The sequence below is a fragment of the Actinocorallia sp. API 0066 genome (assembly GCF_020991275.1).
Lineage (GTDB): Bacteria > Actinomycetota > Actinomycetes > Streptosporangiales > Streptosporangiaceae > Actinocorallia.
In genome coordinates this window covers 1-15,476 of record NZ_JAJLQY010000001.1, presented here as the reverse complement: position 1 = coordinate 15,476, position 15,476 = coordinate 1, and the positions used below count along the sequence as shown (strand labels likewise).

The 15,476-nt window shown below is 70.1% G+C and carries 12 protein-coding genes; 3 read left to right on the top strand and 9 right to left on the bottom strand.

The annotated features are described in order from the left end of the window. Positions 1-33: 33 nt before the first annotated feature. A complete protein-coding gene (locus tag LO762_RS00060; protein ID WP_230611009.1) occupies positions 34-1,347 on the top strand; it encodes a hypothetical protein in 1,314 nt (437 codons plus the stop codon). A 234-nt stretch (positions 1,348-1,581) separates the two neighbouring features. Here the strand turns inward: LO762_RS00060 and LO762_RS00055 are convergent, their stop codons facing one another. After that, positions 1,582-1,824 (bottom strand): hypothetical protein, encoded by a 243-nt coding sequence (locus LO762_RS00055; RefSeq protein ID WP_230611006.1) that lies wholly within the window; start codon positions 1,822-1,824, stop codon positions 1,582-1,584. A 337-nt stretch (positions 1,825-2,161) separates the two neighbouring features. Here LO762_RS00055 and LO762_RS00050 point away from each other — a divergent pair, with 337 nt between their 5' ends. Continuing rightward, positions 2,162-2,941 carry an aminotransferase class IV family protein gene (locus LO762_RS00050; RefSeq protein ID WP_230611002.1) on the top strand — a complete coding sequence of 260 codons (780 nt, stop codon included), beginning with the start codon at positions 2,162-2,164 and terminating at the stop codon, positions 2,939-2,941. Positions 2,942-2,977: 36 nt separating this feature from the next. On the opposite strand, the gene LO762_RS00045 is transcribed toward LO762_RS00050, so the two are convergent. The 8 genes from LO762_RS00045 to LO762_RS00010 are packed head-to-tail and all read right to left on the bottom strand — an operon-like array spanning position 2,978 to position 15,234. Next, complete coding sequence (locus LO762_RS00045; RefSeq protein ID WP_230610999.1) at positions 2,978-4,093, bottom strand: HAD family hydrolase; 1,116 nt, start codon at positions 4,091-4,093, stop codon at positions 2,978-2,980. 11 nt (positions 4,094-4,104) lie between these two features. Further along, positions 4,105-5,067, bottom strand: coding sequence for a 3-oxoacyl-[acyl-carrier-protein] synthase III C-terminal domain-containing protein (locus tag LO762_RS00040; RefSeq protein WP_230610996.1), 963 nt, complete (start codon positions 5,065-5,067; stop codon positions 4,105-4,107). Further along, the gene (locus LO762_RS00035; RefSeq protein WP_230610994.1) at positions 5,064-6,164 is read right to left on the bottom strand and encodes an acyl-CoA dehydrogenase family protein; all 1,101 of its coding nucleotides are present in this window, start codon (positions 6,162-6,164) and stop codon (positions 5,064-5,066) included. Before LO762_RS00035 ends, LO762_RS00040 begins: the two co-directional genes overlap by 4 nt. Then, a complete protein-coding gene (locus LO762_RS00030) occupies positions 6,157-6,432 on the bottom strand; it encodes an acyl carrier protein (RefSeq protein WP_230610991.1) in 276 nt (91 codons plus the stop codon). The genes LO762_RS00035 and LO762_RS00030 overlap by 8 nt, the downstream gene beginning before the upstream one ends. Then, positions 6,425-7,150, bottom strand: coding sequence for an O-methyltransferase (locus LO762_RS00025; protein WP_230610988.1), 726 nt, complete (start codon positions 7,148-7,150; stop codon positions 6,425-6,427). Before LO762_RS00025 ends, LO762_RS00030 begins: the two co-directional genes overlap by 8 nt. Beyond that, positions 7,150-8,010 carry a 3-hydroxyacyl-CoA dehydrogenase family protein gene (locus LO762_RS00020; protein WP_230610985.1) on the bottom strand — a complete coding sequence of 287 codons (861 nt, stop codon included), beginning with the start codon at positions 8,008-8,010 and terminating at the stop codon, positions 7,150-7,152. The genes LO762_RS00025 and LO762_RS00020 overlap by 1 nt, the downstream gene beginning before the upstream one ends. 41 nt (positions 8,011-8,051) lie before the next feature. Continuing rightward, entirely contained in the window at positions 8,052-8,858 is an 807-nt protein-coding gene (locus LO762_RS00015) for an arylamine N-acetyltransferase (protein WP_230610982.1), read from the bottom strand. After that, positions 8,851-15,234, bottom strand: coding sequence for a type I polyketide synthase (locus LO762_RS00010; protein ID WP_230610979.1), 6,384 nt, complete (start codon positions 15,232-15,234; stop codon positions 8,851-8,853). The genes LO762_RS00015 and LO762_RS00010 overlap by 8 nt, the downstream gene beginning before the upstream one ends. Between LO762_RS00010 and LO762_RS33275 the strand changes: the two genes are divergently transcribed. Next, positions 15,208-15,476 (top strand): hypothetical protein (locus LO762_RS33275; RefSeq protein WP_230610976.1); only part of this gene is annotated, 269 nt, incomplete at its 3' end. The two genes, LO762_RS00010 and LO762_RS33275, sit on opposite strands and share 27 nt — an antisense overlap.

Below are 15,476 nucleotides of genomic sequence, written 5' to 3'. Positions count from 1 at the left end.
GGCGGATATCGTGTGGCCTGACCGAGGAGATCGATGAGTGACGTAGACGGCACGATCGTGCCTGTTTGGGCCCTGTCCACCGCCCAGGGCTCGACTGCTTCCATAACCGCCGACGAGGGACCTCTCTCACTCGAGCGCCTGGACGGGCTCCGTTCCGCGCTCGCCGCGTTCGCGTCGGTTCCCTTGGTCACGCTGGAAGCGCACCCGCTCCCGGCGAAGCGTGAGCGGGCGGGCGGCCTCCCGCTCGACGCGATGAGCCCGCTGGCCCAGGAGCTCTCCCGTCTCGTAGCGTCCAGCGCGCACAAGGTGCCCGCTGTCGCGAGGATCGTGGATTCGCCGGATGTCCTCTACCGCATGGTGGTCCCCGCGAAGGTCGCTTCACAGGTCGGTAAAGGGCTCCTGAAGCCGATGGCGTCCAAGAACGGTGGCACGTACGGCGACCTTGTCGCTACCACGGGCAAGAAGCTCGTCACCGCGAAGGCATCCTTCGTGCCGGTCGAGGCCGCGTCCGCCGGAGCGACGGGCACCGCGGTCGGAGCCGCCGCCGGCACGACCGCGGCGGGTGCCGCGATGACGGTGGCCGCTCCGCTCGTCCTCATGGCTGTCGCGGTCAGTGCCAGCGCCTACGCCGATCACCAGCGCCACAAGGCCATCGAGAACATCACCGAACTCCTGGAGAAGCTCCACGACGACAAGTTGGAGGCCGAGCGCAGCGAACTCGACGGCTGCCGGGACGCCATCGACAAGGCGACCGCGCTGCTCCTCGACCACGGCAAAGTGGGCGCGTCACTCGGCCTGGACTCCACCGTCCACGCGATCAGCACAGCGACGCAACAAGCGGAACGCCGAGTGAAGAAGTGGGAGGCCGCACTCGACACCTTCGTGGACGACCACGTCGACATCACCGACCTGGAATCCGCATTCCCAGGAGTCACCGAACCCGGCGGCGAGTTCCGCGCACACCTTGAACTGGCGGCACTCGCGATCGCCCTCAAACGCCGCGTGGTCGTCCTCCAAGGCGTGGAGGCCAGCCAGAACGACCTGGACAACCCGTTCGAGAACTTCGCACGCAGCCTCCGGGACGACCAACAGCGAATCGACGCCCTGGAAGAACGCGTGCAGCACGTCCTCCGCCGACTGTCCAGCCTCAGACTACGCTCCCCGAAGGGCCTCACCAGCAAGGTGGGAATGCTGCGAAGGCAGGTAGACAGCCTGCTGGACACCGCCTACCGGCTACGCTCTCTCAGCCCGGAGCACAGCACTTCCACCCCCCACACCGACGTCGTCATCGAGATCGAGAAACACAGCGACGGCACGTTGCTGGTCCTTCCGGCCCACTCCTCCTGATCACCCCAATCGATCACAACTGGCCGGCAGGGGCACCCGCAGAATCTCCTTTGTCGCCGGTTGACCAACTCTCGCTAATTGATCAAGCTTCCGCGAGCGGATATGAATCGCGGACTGCCCGCTCACGGCCTCATCATCTGACGAGCCGGACACGGGTCCTACACCAACTGTAAGATCCGCGGATTGATGTCGTTCTCCGCATCTCACTGAGGTGATCTCAGCGAAATAGTTCGGTCAGCTGGTATTGCTGGGGTGGTTAGTTGGCATTCCGGGTGTTTCGAGATGGTTCGCCGAAGGCCGGAAATGAGACGTGGAACCCCGCCCTGGTAGGAAGCTCAGGCACCCGATCCGCACGACGCCCTCGACCGGGCGCGTGCCGACGGCCAGGTCGAACCCGGCCACACCGTCGATATCGAAGCCGCCCGCCGCCATGTCCTGCCCACCCTGGCCGACCCCGGCTACCGAGGCGCTGGCCACGGCATCATCGTCTCCTTCACTCAACCGACCGACGGCAACGTCCTGTCCAAGACCGACCGCAGTCACAACGCGTTACGGCGGTCGCTGTGTTGCCTCGTGGAACGGGGCTTTGCTCTTCTCGTCGGGCGTGGGAAGGCGGCGGAACACGCCAGCCGCAGTCCTCGGCCTTGCCCGGTTCGAATACCGCGTGATCGGCTAAGACCGGCTGGGGGAAGCTCGTTGGTGTTGGGCTGGTGGGGGTCGGCGATGGGTTGGGGGGCTTTTTGAGAGGTTGACATGGGTGAGAGAATGGGGGGGTGATCAGTGGTCTTTGGGTTTCTTGGGTGTTTGGGGACTGATGGAATTGAATGGGGCTCCTGTTGGTGCGGATCAGGTGAGGGTGCTTGCGCTGACCAACTACGGGCATTTTACGTCGATGTTGGTTCGGGATTTTGCGGTGCGGGGGCTCGGCCTGCATCTGGAGCGGTTGGTCAGGGACTGTCGGCTGCTCTTTGATGTTGAACTTGATACCGACGCTGTTAGGCGGTATGTGCGGCATGCGCTGGGCGGGGATCCGGGGCCGGTCATGGTCCGGGTCACGGTCTACGACCCGGCTCTCGACCTTGGGACGATCGGATCGGACGCGGAGCCTAGTGTTCTGGTGACGACCCGGCCGGCCGGGCGGGGAGTGTCGGAGCCTCTGCGGCTTCAGGCCGCGCGGTACCAGCGCGAGATTCCGGCGGTCAAACACGTCAGTGTGTTCGGGGCGCTCCTGCACCGGCGTCGCGCGCAGCGGGCCGGGTTCGACGACGTGCTGTTCACCGGCGACGACGGGGTGGTCGTCGAGTCCTCGACATCGAACATCGGCTTTGTGCGCCAAGGGCGGGTGGTGTGGCCGCAGGCCGCGTGGCTGCCGGGCGTCACCATGGCGTTGATCGACCAGGGGCTGAACCGGCCGGCCACGACGGAACCCGTCAACCTGTCCGACCTGCCGGACATGGAGGCCGCGTTCGTCACCAACGCGGGCATCGGCGTACGACCGGTCCTGTCCGTCGACCGCACCGAGTGGCGCACCGACCACGAGGTCCTCAAAGAGGTGCGTGAACTGTACGCGGAAACCCCCTGCGAGTCGTTGTAGCGCGCGGCCGCCAGCTTCCCGGCGGCCGGGCGCGGTTCACGACTCCGCGACGCCCCAAACGAGGTCAGCGGCCTCGGGCGAACCCAGGTCGGGGGCGTGCACCGTCATCGTGCCCGGTGGCTCCTGCCGCGTGGGCGCGAGGTGCAGCCGCTCGATCCCCGGTTCGGACGTCGGCGGGATCCCGGCCGCGCAAGCGCAGTCCTCGGACCGGAAACCGGCGAACCTGTAGGCGACCTCGGCCATCCGGTTGCGGTCCGTCCTGCGGAAGTCGGCGACGAGGTGGACCCCGGCGTTCGTCGCGGCGTCGGCCAGCCAGCGCAGCAGTACCGTGCCCGCGCCGGAGAAGACCACACGGCATGACGTGGCCAGCAGTTTGACGTTCCATGCGTGCTCGAACTTCTCGATCAGCAGCACGCCCACCGCGCCGTAGGCGCCGAACTTGTCGTCGAGCGTGGCCACGAGCACCTCGTGGGTCTCGTCCGCGAGCAGTGCGCGCAGCGTCTCGTCCGAGTAGTGCACGCCGGTGGCGTTCATCTGGCTCGTGCGCAGCGTGAGTTCCTCGACCCGGGTGATCTCCTCCTCGGTGGCGCGGACGATCCGGAGGACGATGCCGAGCGTGCGCAGGAAGTGCTCGTCAGGGCCGGTGAACTCGGACCTCGCGGTCTCCCTGCGGGCCGCCGCCTTGTACATCTGGCGGCGCCGCCGTCCGTCGACGGTCAGCACCGCGGGGGTGAACTCGGGCAGTTCGAGCAGCTCGGCCGCGCGCTCCGCCTCGTAGCAGCGCACGACGGGATGGTGGTAGGAGACGTCGGCGCGTTCGGCCGGCATGTCGTCGATGAAGGCGATGGTCTCCAAAGCGAACGAGAGTTCGTCCGCGATCTCCTTGACCATGACGGACTTGGCCGGCGTCCAGCCGATCCTCGGCACGACGAAGTACTCCGCCACGCCGAGTTCCTCCAGCCGGCTCCACGCGTTGTCGAAGTCGTTGCGGCTGGAGACCGATTGCAGGATGCCGCGCTCGTCGAGTCCGACGATCACCTTCCGGACGGCGTCGGTCAGGGTGACCTTGTCCTGCTCGACGAGCGTCCCTTCCCACAGTGTGTTGTCGAGGTCCCAGATCAGGCATTTGACCAGTGTCGGCTCGTCCGCCATCAGATGACTCCCTAGATCTCCCACAGCGTGACGATCCACGCCGCCACGGGGCTGTTGTTGAGCACCAGCACAAAATCCCCTCGGCTCAGGCCCCCCAGGGACACGACCCGCTGGAGGTTGAGCACGACGTCCATGGCTCCGAGGTGCCCGGCGTCGGCGAGGTGGGCCCGGCAGAACCGGTGGATCGGCAGTTCGAGGGTCTGCTCGTAGAACTGGAAGGCGCTCTCGGTGACGTTCTGCATCAGCGTCGCGGAGACGTCCGCCTTGGTGATCCCGGCGTCGTCGAGGACGCCGTCGACCAGTGCGCTCAACCGGACTCTGCTGTGCATGGCCAACTCGAAGCTGTACCGGTCGCGCGAGCGGCATTCCTCGCGCCATTCGGGCATCGGGCCGCTCTTGTAGTCGACATAGAACAGGTCGTGGAAGCTGCCGTCGGTCTCCTGCCGGTGGGCGCGCAGCACCGGCCGCCCGCCGCGCACGACGGTCATGGCGAAGGCGCCGTCGCCGATCACGGTGACCGGGTAGCGGATGCGGAACTCGCCGGTCGGCAGGCTGGCGAAGGTGATCAGTACGCTTTCGCGGCTCGGGTCGGCGATCAGCAGGTCGCGGGCGAGGGCCCAGGCCGCGGACGAACCCGCGCATCCGAGACCGTCCACGGCGAAGGCGACGGCGCTCTTGACCTCGCCGTGCGCCTGGGCCTTGCAGACGTCGGACCCGATCAGCACGTCCGGCGCCCGTGGTCCCACCATGATCATCACATCGGGGTTCCCGCCGTACTCCTCAAGCAGTTTCTTGCAGGCCCGGCCGGCCAGCGAGCCGACGTCGCCGTCCTCGAAGACGCCGACCGTGCGCACGCCGGAGGTCTCCAGGAACTCGCGCTCCGCCGCCCCGAGCCCGGACAGTTCGGGCAGTTCGGCCACGGCGACCCGCTTCCGTGGCAGCAGGCACGTGATCGCTCCGATACCGATCGTCATCGGCCCGCTCCCATCACCCGATCGGCGAGGAGCAGCTGGCTGACCTCGCTGCTCCCCTCGATGATCTCCATGAGCTTGGCGTCCCGGTACGCGCGGGCGACGACGTGCCCGTCCTGCGCTCCCGCGGAGGCCAGCACCTGAACGGCCGTCGCGGCACCCTGGGCGGCCGCCCGCGAGGCGACGAGCTTCGCGAGCACGGCGTCGGTGAACTGGTCGGGCGAGCCCTCGTCCCAGCGGTCGCTGGCCCGCTCGCAGGCCAGCGTCGCGGTGCGCTCCGCGACGTACAGTTCCGCCAGATGACGGGCGACGAGCTGGTGCCTGGCGATCGGCACGCCGAACTGCCGCCGGTCGCGCGCGTGCGCCGTCGCGGCGGTCAGGCAGGCGCGCAGGATGCCGACGCAGCCCCAGGCGACCGAGAGACGGCCGCAGGTCAGCGCGATCGTGGTGAGCATGGCCAGGGACTGCCCGGCGGCGCCGAGCAGGTTCGCGCGCGGAACACGGACCGCGTCGAGCGTCACCGTCGCGTGCCCGGCGGCGCGGCAGCCCAGCGGCGACCGAGCCGGATCACGCCGGACGCCCGGGCTGGTCGCCGGAACGACGACGGCCGCGCCGCCGTCACCGTAGCGGCCGAAGACGACCAGCAGGTCCGCGTACACGGAGGCCGTGATCCAGGTCTTGACGCCGTTGACGACGAGGGTGTCCCCGTCCTCGCGGATCAGGGTGGACATCGCCGACAGGTCGCTTCCGGCGTCCGGTTCGCTGAACGCGACGGCCACGAGCTCGCCGCCGGTGAGGCGGGAGAGGTAGTGCTCCCGCTGGGTCCGGTCGCCGAGCCGGAAGATGGTCCAGGCGCCCATCTCCTGGGAGGTCATGACGCTGCGCAGCGAGCTGCACAGGGAGCCGACGTGGGCCGTCAGCTCCCCGCACTCCCGGCCGGTCAGGCCGAGCCCGCCGAACCGCGTCCCGATCTCGGGGCACAGCAGGCCCTTGCCGCCGAGTCCGCGCAGCAGGTCCAGGGGGATCTCGCCGGCCAGGTCCCAGCGCCCGGCCGCGTCACCGACCGCCTCGGTCACGATCGCCGACAGGTCCTCACGCATCGGTGGCTTTCCCCAGCCGCAGCACCAGGTCGGTCATCGCGCGCACGGTGCGGAAGTTGTGCAGCGCGAGGTCCTCGCGCTCGACGGCGACGTCGAAGGTCTTCTCCACAAAGACGACGAGCTCCATAGCCAGCAGTGAGGAGACGACCCCGGTGTCGAACAGGTCCTGCCCGACCTCCCACTCGATCTTGGTCCGTTCGAGGAGGAAGCCCAGCAGCCGCTGTTCGATCGCTGCGGTCGTCAGGTGCTCGGAGGCCGATTCAGGCATGACGCACTCCTTGTTTCCGGTGGTGGTCCGTCGGGGACGAGCGCCGCGGGTCCGGCGCCAGCTTGCGCGCCAGGGTGATGCCGTCGGCCATCGGGATGAGGGACAGCTCGACGCGGTCGTCGTCGCGCAGTGCGGCGTTGAGCTCCCTGATGGCGAGCGTGTCGAGGTCCTGCGCGGCGGGATCCACGACCCGGCCGAAGAACAGTGTGTTGTCGAGGATGATCAGGCCGCCCGGCCGTACCAGGGTCAGCGCGCGCTCGAAGTAGTCGGGGTATCCGGTCTTGTCCGCGTCGATGAAGACCAGGTCGAAGCTGTCCGGTCCCCGCTCGGCGAGGAGCGCCTCAAGTACCTTCGCGGCCTGGTCGAGCCGCAGTTCGATCCGGTCGGCGACGCCGGCGCGCGCCCAGTACCGCTGGGCGATGCGCGTCCAGCGCTCGCTGATGTCGCAGGTCACGAGACGGCCGCCGGGCGGCAGGGCGCGTGCCATGCACAACGCGCCGTAGCCCGTGAACGTGCCGAGTTCCAGCACGTCGCGCGCGCCGACGAGGCCGGTCAGGAGGCCCAGCAACTGGCCTTCCTCGGGCATCGTGACCATCGCGGCGAGGGCGCTCATCCCGGCGGTCTCGGCCGCCAGCTCGCGCAGCACCTCGTCGTCGCGCAGGGAGACCTCGCGCACGTACTGCCGCAGCGCGTCGCTCACTTCGACCTGGCCCGCCATCAGAACGCCGCGTATTCGTAGAAGCCGCGGCCGGTCTTGCGGCCGAACTCGCCTTCGGCGACCTTCCGCAGCAGCAGCGGCGAAGGACTGCACCCCGCGTCACCGGTTCGCTCCTCCAGCACGCGCAGCGAGTCGACCAGGTTGTCGATCCCGATGAGGTCGGCCGTGCGCAGCGGGCCGCTCGGGTGGCCGAGGCAGCCCTCCATGAGCGCGTCCACGTCCTCGACCGACGCGCGCCCCTGGTCGACGAGGTCGGCCGCGGCGTTGATCATCCGGTGGAGCAGCATGCTGGTGACAAAGCCGGGCCCGTCCGCCACGACGATCGGCCTGCGCCCGAGCCGCTCGGCCAGGGCCCTGACGGCGGCCAGCGCGGCGTCACCGGTCTGCGGCCCGCGAATCACCTCGACCGTCCTGATCAGCGGCGGCGGGTTCATGAAGTGGACGCCGACGAGGTCCTCCGGGTGGGGTACCGCCGCGGCGAGCTCGGCGATCGGGATCGACGACGTGTTGGTGATCCGCGGTGTGCCGGGAGCGACCGCCGCCGCTATCTCGTTGTGCAGCTTGACCTTCGTCTCGAAGTGCTCGGTGACGGCCTCGATGACGGCGGTGGCGCCCTCGACGCCCTCCGGCGACCCCGAGGCGGTCAACTCGCCGATCGGCACGTCCGGCAGCGCACCCATCAGCTGGGCCTGCCTGAGGTGTCCGCGGATCTCGCCGGACGCGGCGGCGAGCCTGTCCGGGTCCACGTCCACCAGCAGCACCGGGACACCGTGCCCGAGCGCGAGCGCGGTGATGCCGACTCCCATGACACCGGCCCCGAACACGGCGATCCGGTCGCCGCCCGCTCCAGTCATGTTCATGCGATCCCTTCCGTATGCGTCGGACAACGGCGTTTCCCTGCTCACGGATGGAAGTCCTTGATCCGCTCCGCGCGTTCCTCGTCGGTCAGTCCGGGATCGAGGATCAGGTCGGCGAGCTTCTCGTACTCGCCCTGGTCGATCACCATGCGGCTCGTCTCCCGGCCGACGTCGTGCTTCATGAGGCGACGGCCGGTCATCAGGACGGTCGAGTTCCCGACCACCCGGCTGAGGATCCGGAGGTTCGCCGCCGGCCATTCGCTCAGCTGCGCGGCGATCTCGCCGATGCTGGCGGCGAAGTCGGCCTGCGAACGCACCACCGCCTTGAACCGGTAGAGCCCCGTCCACCCCCTCACCGGGGAAAGCCGTTCGAGCATCCACCACTGGCCGTCCGGCACCATGCGGAACTCGAAGCCGTCCTGCAGCTGCACCCCGCTGGTGATCTTCAGCGGCCCGAAGGAGGTCGGTTCGCTGTAGCCGACGTCGGCGATCCACTGCTCGTCGTCCAGCTCCACCAGCACGGCCAGGTGCTCGATCTCGGGCCCGAACCGGCCGCTCGGCAGCCGGGTGCTCGCCGCCAGCCGGTGCGCGGTGAAGCCGAGCTGTTCGAGCAGTTGGCGGAACGATTCGTTCAGCTCGTAGCAGCTTCCACCGGCCCGGCTGACGATCGAACGCTGGAAGGCCCCGACCACGTCGAACTCCGCGCCGGTCTGGAAATCGGCGTCGTGCGGCCGGGTGTGGTACGGCACGGCCCGGACATGGCACTCGTGCAGACCCCGGAGCGTCCGCAGGCTGGGATCGAGCGGCCCCGCGTAGCCGATGGCGGCGAGGTACTGATCAACGTCAAGCATCGTTCTGCTCTTTTCTCATCAGTTCCACCAATCGCTCGGCGATCATGAATGGGGTCGGGTGGTCGAACACCAGGGTCGCGGGCAGGGAGACCCCGGTCAGCCTGGTGAGCCGGTTGCGGAGCTCGACCGCCGTCAGCGAGTCGAATCCGATGTCGAGCAGGGGACTGTCGACGCCGACCAGGTCCCGCCCGGCCGTGCCGAGGATGACGGCCGCTTCGGCGCTGACCAGGCCCGCCAGGTGCCGGACCTGGTCGTGCGGCGCCAGCGCGGCCAGCGCCGCCCGCAGCGCTCCCACATCGGCGCCGCTGGCGGCGGCCGCGGTGCGGCGCTGCGGTCCGGCCAGCATGCGCGCCAGCGGCCATGCCCACGGCGCCCCGGGGACCGGCCCGTCGTGCCGGCGCAGGACGGCCGTGTCCAGCACCATCGGGACGAGCACCGGACGTTCGCCGTCGAGCGCCGCGTCGAGCAGCGCCATCCCCTCGGCGGTCTCCAGCGCGCCCAGCCCGGCCCGGGTGATCCGTTCCACGTCGCCCTCGGTCCTGGACCCGGTCATCGTGGTGGCGTCGGCCCAGTAGCCCCAGGCCAGGGAGACCGCGGCCTCACCGGCGGCCCGGCGGCGGGCGGCGAGAGCGTCGAGATAGCTGTTCGCGGCCGCGTAGTTCCCCTGCCCCGGGGTGCCCAGCACCCCCGCACCGGAGGAGAACAGCACAAACGCCGCCAGCCCGAGCCCACGGGTCAGCTCGTCCAGGTGCGTGGCCGCGTCCGCCTTGGGCCGCAGCACCGTCTCCAGCCGCTCCGGAGTGAGCCCGCTCAGGACCGCGTCGTCCAGCACTCCGGCGGTGTGGATCACTCCGCTGAGCGGTGCCGGCACCCCGGCGAGCAGGGCTCGCGTCTGAGCCCGGTCGGCGACGTCGCAGGCCACGATCCGCACCTCAGCGCCGGCGGCCTCCAGGTCGGCCCGCAGCCGCGCGGCCCCTTCGGCGGCCGGGCCCTGCCGTGAGGCCAGGACCAGGCTCCGGACCCCGTGCGCGGCGACCAGGTGCCGGGCCACCAGCCCGCCCAGGGTCCCGGTCCCACCGGTCACCAGCACACAGCCGGCGCCCAGGCCCCCGGGCCCATCGAACACAGCCCGGGGGCGGCCGCTCCCGACGAAGTCGGGGTCGCGAAGCGGCCGACCTCCGGGCCCATCGAACACGGCCCGTGCGACGCCGTCGGCGTGCTCGACCCGGGTGAGCCTGGGGGCTTCGACCTGCCCGTCCCGGAGCCGGATGTGCCACTTGTCCGCCGCCACGGCACGACCGAGCAGCCCCACCAGGCCCGTGAGTTCCGTGCCGGGGTCCGGTTCGGCGAGGTCGACGAGCAGGATCCGGCCGGGGTTCTCCGCCTGGGCCGAACGAGCCAGTCCGGCGACCGCCGACGCCACCGGATCACCGCCCGCGTCCCGGACGACCACGGCCAGCCGGGCCGCACGGCAGGCCGGATCGGTCGTGAACGCCTGCAGGACCTCCAGCACCCGCGCCAGAGCCACCCGTACCCGCGCCAACTCGTCCTCGGCGGCGTCAGCGCTCCCCGGGTCGGTGTCGAGGATCAGCCATTCCGGCACGTCCTCGCCCAGCGCCTCCACGTCCGCCACCTCGGCGATCACCACACGGCCCGGTTGATCGGCGGCGACCGTGCCGCCGGCACGGACGGCGCCGACGAGGGCGGGCGTCCATTCGACGGCCAGCGTCATCGCCACGGCGCCGGCCGCGGCGGAGGCGGCGAGCTCCGACGGCATGAGGGGGCGCGAGGACAGGGCGGCGAAGCTCAGGACCGGGTCGCCGACGGTGTCGGTCAGGTCCATCCTCAGCCCGTCGGGGCCCTGGACTCCGTGGATCCGGAGGGCGGTGGCGGCGTCGGCGTGGAGGACGACCCGGTTCCACGCGAACGGGACCATCACGCCGCCGGTGTCGCTGGGCGGTGCGGTGGCCATGGACAGGTGCAGGGCGGCGTCCAGGAGAGCCGGGTGGATCCCGTACCCGGCCACGTCGGTTCCGGTGTCCTTGGGGAGGCTCACCTCCCCGAAGATCTCGCCTTCCCGGGTCCAGGCCGCGGTCAGGCCCCGGAACGACGGCCCGTAGCTGTAGCCGTGATCGAACAGCCGCTCGTAGAAGCCCTCCAGCGGCACCGGTTCGGCGCCCGGCGGCGGCCAGGCCCCCAGATCAGCGCCTTCCTGAACCACCGGAACGCTCACGGGAGCCAGGAAACCCTCGGCGTTGCGCTTCCACTCCCCGCCACCCGAAGGACGCGAGCGCACCGTCACCGGCCGCAGCCCGGACTCGTCCACCTCCCCCACGTGAACCTGGACATCAACCCCACCCGAAACCGGAATCCGCAACGGCGCCTGAATCACCAACTCCTCCAGAACCGGACAATCCACCAGGTCACCCGCCGCGATCGCGAACTCCACCAACCCGGCGCCCGGAACCACCACCGTCTCGCCAATCGCATGATCAGCAAGCCACGGATGCCCCTCCAACGACACCCTGCCCGACAACATCACCCCACCAGGAACATCAACCACCACACCCAACACCGCATGACCCGACGACCCCGCCCCCGCCACACCCACCAACGACCCGCCGACGACACCCGGAGCCAACCAGTACCGATCCCGCTGGAACGGATACGTCGGCAACAAGACAGACCGTCCCGGACCCCCCGGAATCACAGCCGCAAGATCACCCACCGAAACAGATCCGCCCCCCACCCACAGATCGACCATCGACCGCACGAACCTGACCGACTCCTCCTCATCACGCCGCAACGAACCGGCCACGACGGCATCCGCGACACCGGCCCGCTCCAACACGGCCTCGATGCCCATCGTCAGCACCGGATGCGAACTCACCTCGACGAACACCCGGTGCCCCTCGTCCGCCAGACGCTCCACCGCCTCGGCGAACCGCACCCGCGACCGCAGATTCCGCACCCAGTAACCCGCGTCCAACTCCCCGACGACCCAGTCCGTGTCCACCGTCGACATCAACCCCACCGACGGACCGGACCCCTCACCCCGATCCACGGCGCCGACCCCGGCCAACGCCGCGACCACGGCAGCGGTCAACTCACCTTCGGCCTCTTCGACCTGCGCCGAGTGCGACGCGTAGTCGACGGGCAGCAGCGAGCACCTCACCCCGGCCGCCTCGCACTCCGCACGCACCGCCGCGATCAGCTCTCCGGCACCGGCCAGGACCACCGACGCCGGACCGTTCACCGCGGCGATCTCCACCGGCCGTTCCCCGATCAGCTCACCGGCCCGCTCCTCACCCACCGCGACCGACAACATCGCGCCCCGCCCCGACAGGCGCGCCGCGATCACCTGACTACGCGCCACCACCAACCGCATCCCCTGAGCCAGCGTCAACCGCCCCGCGACGACCGCCGCGGCGATCTCACCCTGGGAATGGCCCACCACCGCGTCCGGAACAACACCGCGCGCCTGCCACACCGACGCCAGCGACACCATCACCGCGAACGACACCGGCTGGAGCACCTCCACCCGATCCAGCGACGGAGCGCCCACCACCCCGTCCACCACATCCCGCAGCGACCAGTCCAGGAGCCGGTCGCACTCATCCATCCGCGACGCGAAGGCGGCATCAGAAGCCCACAACCCACGACCCATCCCCACCCACTGCGCCCCCTGACCCGGGAACACGAACACCACACGCCCCGCCGAACGCGCCGCCCGCTCCCCACCCGAAGAAGCAGCCACCGCGCGGAGGTTCGCCACGGCCTCATCCCGGTCCGTGGCCACCACACCGGCCCGGAACTCCCACACCGAACGGGACGTCAACAACGCACGGCCCACGTCACCCAGACTCGGCACGGGCCGCTGTTCGAGGAAGTCGGCCAACTGTCCGGCAGCGGCCCGCAAGCCCTCCGGTGACCGCGCCGACACCACCAACGGCACCGCAGGAGCGTCCGGGTCGACCGGCGCGTCCGAGGTCGGCGCGGCAGCGGCCGGATCCGGGGTGTCGGGAGTGGCGGGGGCCTGTTCGAGGATCACGTGGGCGTTGGTGCCGCTGAACCCGAACGAGGAGATCCCGGCCCGGCGCGGACGACCGGTCTCCGGCCACGCACGCTCCTCGGTCAGAAGACGCACATCCCCGACCGACCAGTCGACCTTCGACGACGGGGTCTCAGCATGCAGCGTCCGGGGCAGAACCCCGTGCCGCATCGCCAGAACCATCTTGGCGATCCCGATGACACCCGCCGCGGCCTGAGCATGCCCGATGTTCGACTTCACCGACCCCAACCACAGCGGCTCACCCCGCTCGCCGCGATCGCCGTAGACCGCCAGCAGGGCCTGCGCCTCGATCGGGTCACCCAGCGTGGTCCCGGTGCCGTGCGCTTCCACCGCGTCCACGTCAGCCGGGGTCAGACCGGCGCTCGCCAACGCCTGACGAATCACCCGCTGCTGCGACGGACCGTTCGGAGCCGTGAGCCCGTTCGAGGCGCCGTCCTGGTTGATCGCACTGCCCCGGACCACGGCCAGCACGTCATGCCCGAGCCGCTGCGCGTCCGACAGGCGCTCCAGGACCAACATCCCGGCGCCCTCGCCCCAGCCGACACCATCCGCAGCCTCTGAGAACGCCTTGCACCGGCCGTCGGCAGAGACGCCACGCAGGCGAGAGAACTCCACGAACACACCCGGATGCGCCATCACGGTCACGCCGCCAGCGAGGGCCATCGAGCATTCACCCGAGCGCAACGCCTGGGCGGCCAGGTGCAACGCCACCAGCGACGACGAACACGCGGTGTCCACGCTCACCGCCGGGCCTTCCAAGCCCAGCACGTACGAGATACGCCCGGACGCAACGCTGGAGATCGCACCCGTCGACCGGTACCCCTCCGTCTCAGGCACCGCCCCAGCAGCAGCGAGATAATCATTGGCGATCAGCCCGGCGTAAACCCCCACGCGCTGACCCCTCAGAGAGGACGGGTCGATCCCCGCCCGCTCCAACGCCTCCCAGGAGGTCTCCAACAACAACCGCTGCTGCGGATCCATCGCCAACGCCTCACGCGGACTGATCCCGAAGAACCCCGCGTCAAACCCGGCCGCATCAGTGAGGAAGCCGCCCTCACGAACGTAGGACTTCCCCGGAGCGTCAGGGTCCGGGTCGAACATGCCCTCCAGATCCCAACCCCGGTCGGTGGGGAACTCCCCTACCAGGTCCGCACCCGACAGCAGCAGGCTCCACAGGGCAGCGGGGTCGTCCACACCGCCGGGCAGCCGCAACCCCACACCCACGACCGCCACCGGTTCGTCCGTGACCGTCACGGCCACAGGCATCGCGGTGTCAGCGGAAGCGACACCGATCAGCTCGCCAAGCAGGTAGTCGGCCAGCGCCAACGGCGTCGGGTAGTCGAACACCAACGTCGCGGGCAGCGGAATCCCGGCCAAGGCGGTCAGGCGATTGCGGAGTTCGACCGACGTCAGCGAATCAAAGCCCGCGTCATTGAACGCCTGGTCGACCCGGACCAGATCCCGACCCGCGCCGCCCAGAATCACCGCGGCCTCGGCGCACACCAACCCGGCCAGATGCTCGACCTGGTCCCCTTCCGCCATCCCGGCCAACGTCGCCCGCAGCGCGTCGGCGGCGCCACCGCTGGCGGCGGCGCGGCGCCGGGTTCCCGTCAGCGGCCGCAGCAGACCGGGGACCGGGCCGTCCTGTCGGCGCAGCACCGCCAGGTCCAGCGTTATCGGGACCAGCGTCGAATGCCGGGAGGCCAGGGCCTGATCCAGCAGCGCCATACCCTTCTTGGTGTCCAGCGCGCCCATCCCGATCCGGCTCATCCGGGCCAGGTCGGCCTGGGTCAGGTGCCCGGTGATCGTGCTCGCCTCAGCCCAGTAACCCCACGCCAGCGACACCGCCGCCTCACCGGCCGCCCGACGCCGGGCGGCCAGCGCGTCGAGATAGCAGTTCGCCGCCGCGTAGTTGCCCTGCCCGGGGCCGCCCATCACCCCCGAGACGGAGGAGAACACCACAAACGCCGCCAGCCCGAGCCCGCGTGTCAGCTCGTCCAGGTGTGTGGCCGCATCCGCCTTCGGACGTAGCACCGTCTCCAACCGCTCCGGAGTGAGCCCGCCCAGAACCGCGTCGTCCAGGACCCCGGCAGTGTGAATCACCCCGCTGAGCGGCGCCGACGCTCCGGCGAGCAACTCCTCGACCTGAGCACGGTCAGCCACGTCACAGGCCACGATCCGCACCTCAGCGCCAGCGGCCTCCAACTCCGCCTGAAGCCGCTCGGCCCCCGGCGCGGCAACACCCTGCCGCGAGGCCAGGACCAGACTCCGGACCCCGTGCGCGGCGACCAGATGCCGGGCCACCAACCCGCCCAACGTCCCGGTACCACCGGTCACCACCACACAACCAGCACCCAAACCCCCAACCCGGACGGCACCGCCAGTCCCAGTGTCGTCGGCACCCGCCACGAGGGCAGATCCCGTAACGCGGGTGAGACCGGGGATCTCGACCCGTCCGTCCCGGACCCGGATCTCCCACTCCTCCGCCGCCGCAGCCCGCTCGAACAACCCCGCGAGCCCCCCAACATCCCGCTCACCCAGATCAG

Excerpts from the sequence above, each read along its gene's own strand:
- LO762_RS00060 (WP_230611009.1), top strand. The coding sequence starts at position 34 with ATGAGTGACGTAGACGGCACGATCGTGCCTGTTTGGGCCCTGTCCACC.
- LO762_RS00050 (WP_230611002.1), top strand. The coding sequence starts at position 2,162 with ATGGAATTGAATGGGGCTCCTGTTGGTGCGGATCAGGTGAGGGTGCTT.
- LO762_RS00045 (WP_230610999.1), bottom strand. The coding sequence starts at position 4,093 with ATGGCGGACGAGCCGACACTGGTCAAATGCCTGATCTGGGACCTCGAC.
- LO762_RS00040 (WP_230610996.1), bottom strand. The coding sequence starts at position 5,067 with ATGACGATCGGTATCGGAGCGATCACGTGCCTGCTGCCACGGAAGCGG.
- LO762_RS00035 (WP_230610994.1), bottom strand. The coding sequence starts at position 6,164 with ATGCGTGAGGACCTGTCGGCGATCGTGACCGAGGCGGTCGGTGACGCG.
- LO762_RS00030 (WP_230610991.1), bottom strand. The coding sequence starts at position 6,432 with ATGCCTGAATCGGCCTCCGAGCACCTGACGACCGCAGCGATCGAACAG.
- LO762_RS00025 (WP_230610988.1), bottom strand. The coding sequence starts at position 7,150 with ATGGCGGGCCAGGTCGAAGTGAGCGACGCGCTGCGGCAGTACGTGCGC.
- LO762_RS00020 (WP_230610985.1), bottom strand. The coding sequence starts at position 8,010 with ATGAACATGACTGGAGCGGGCGGCGACCGGATCGCCGTGTTCGGGGCC.
- LO762_RS00015 (WP_230610982.1), bottom strand. The coding sequence starts at position 8,858 with ATGCTTGACGTTGATCAGTACCTCGCCGCCATCGGCTACGCGGGGCCG.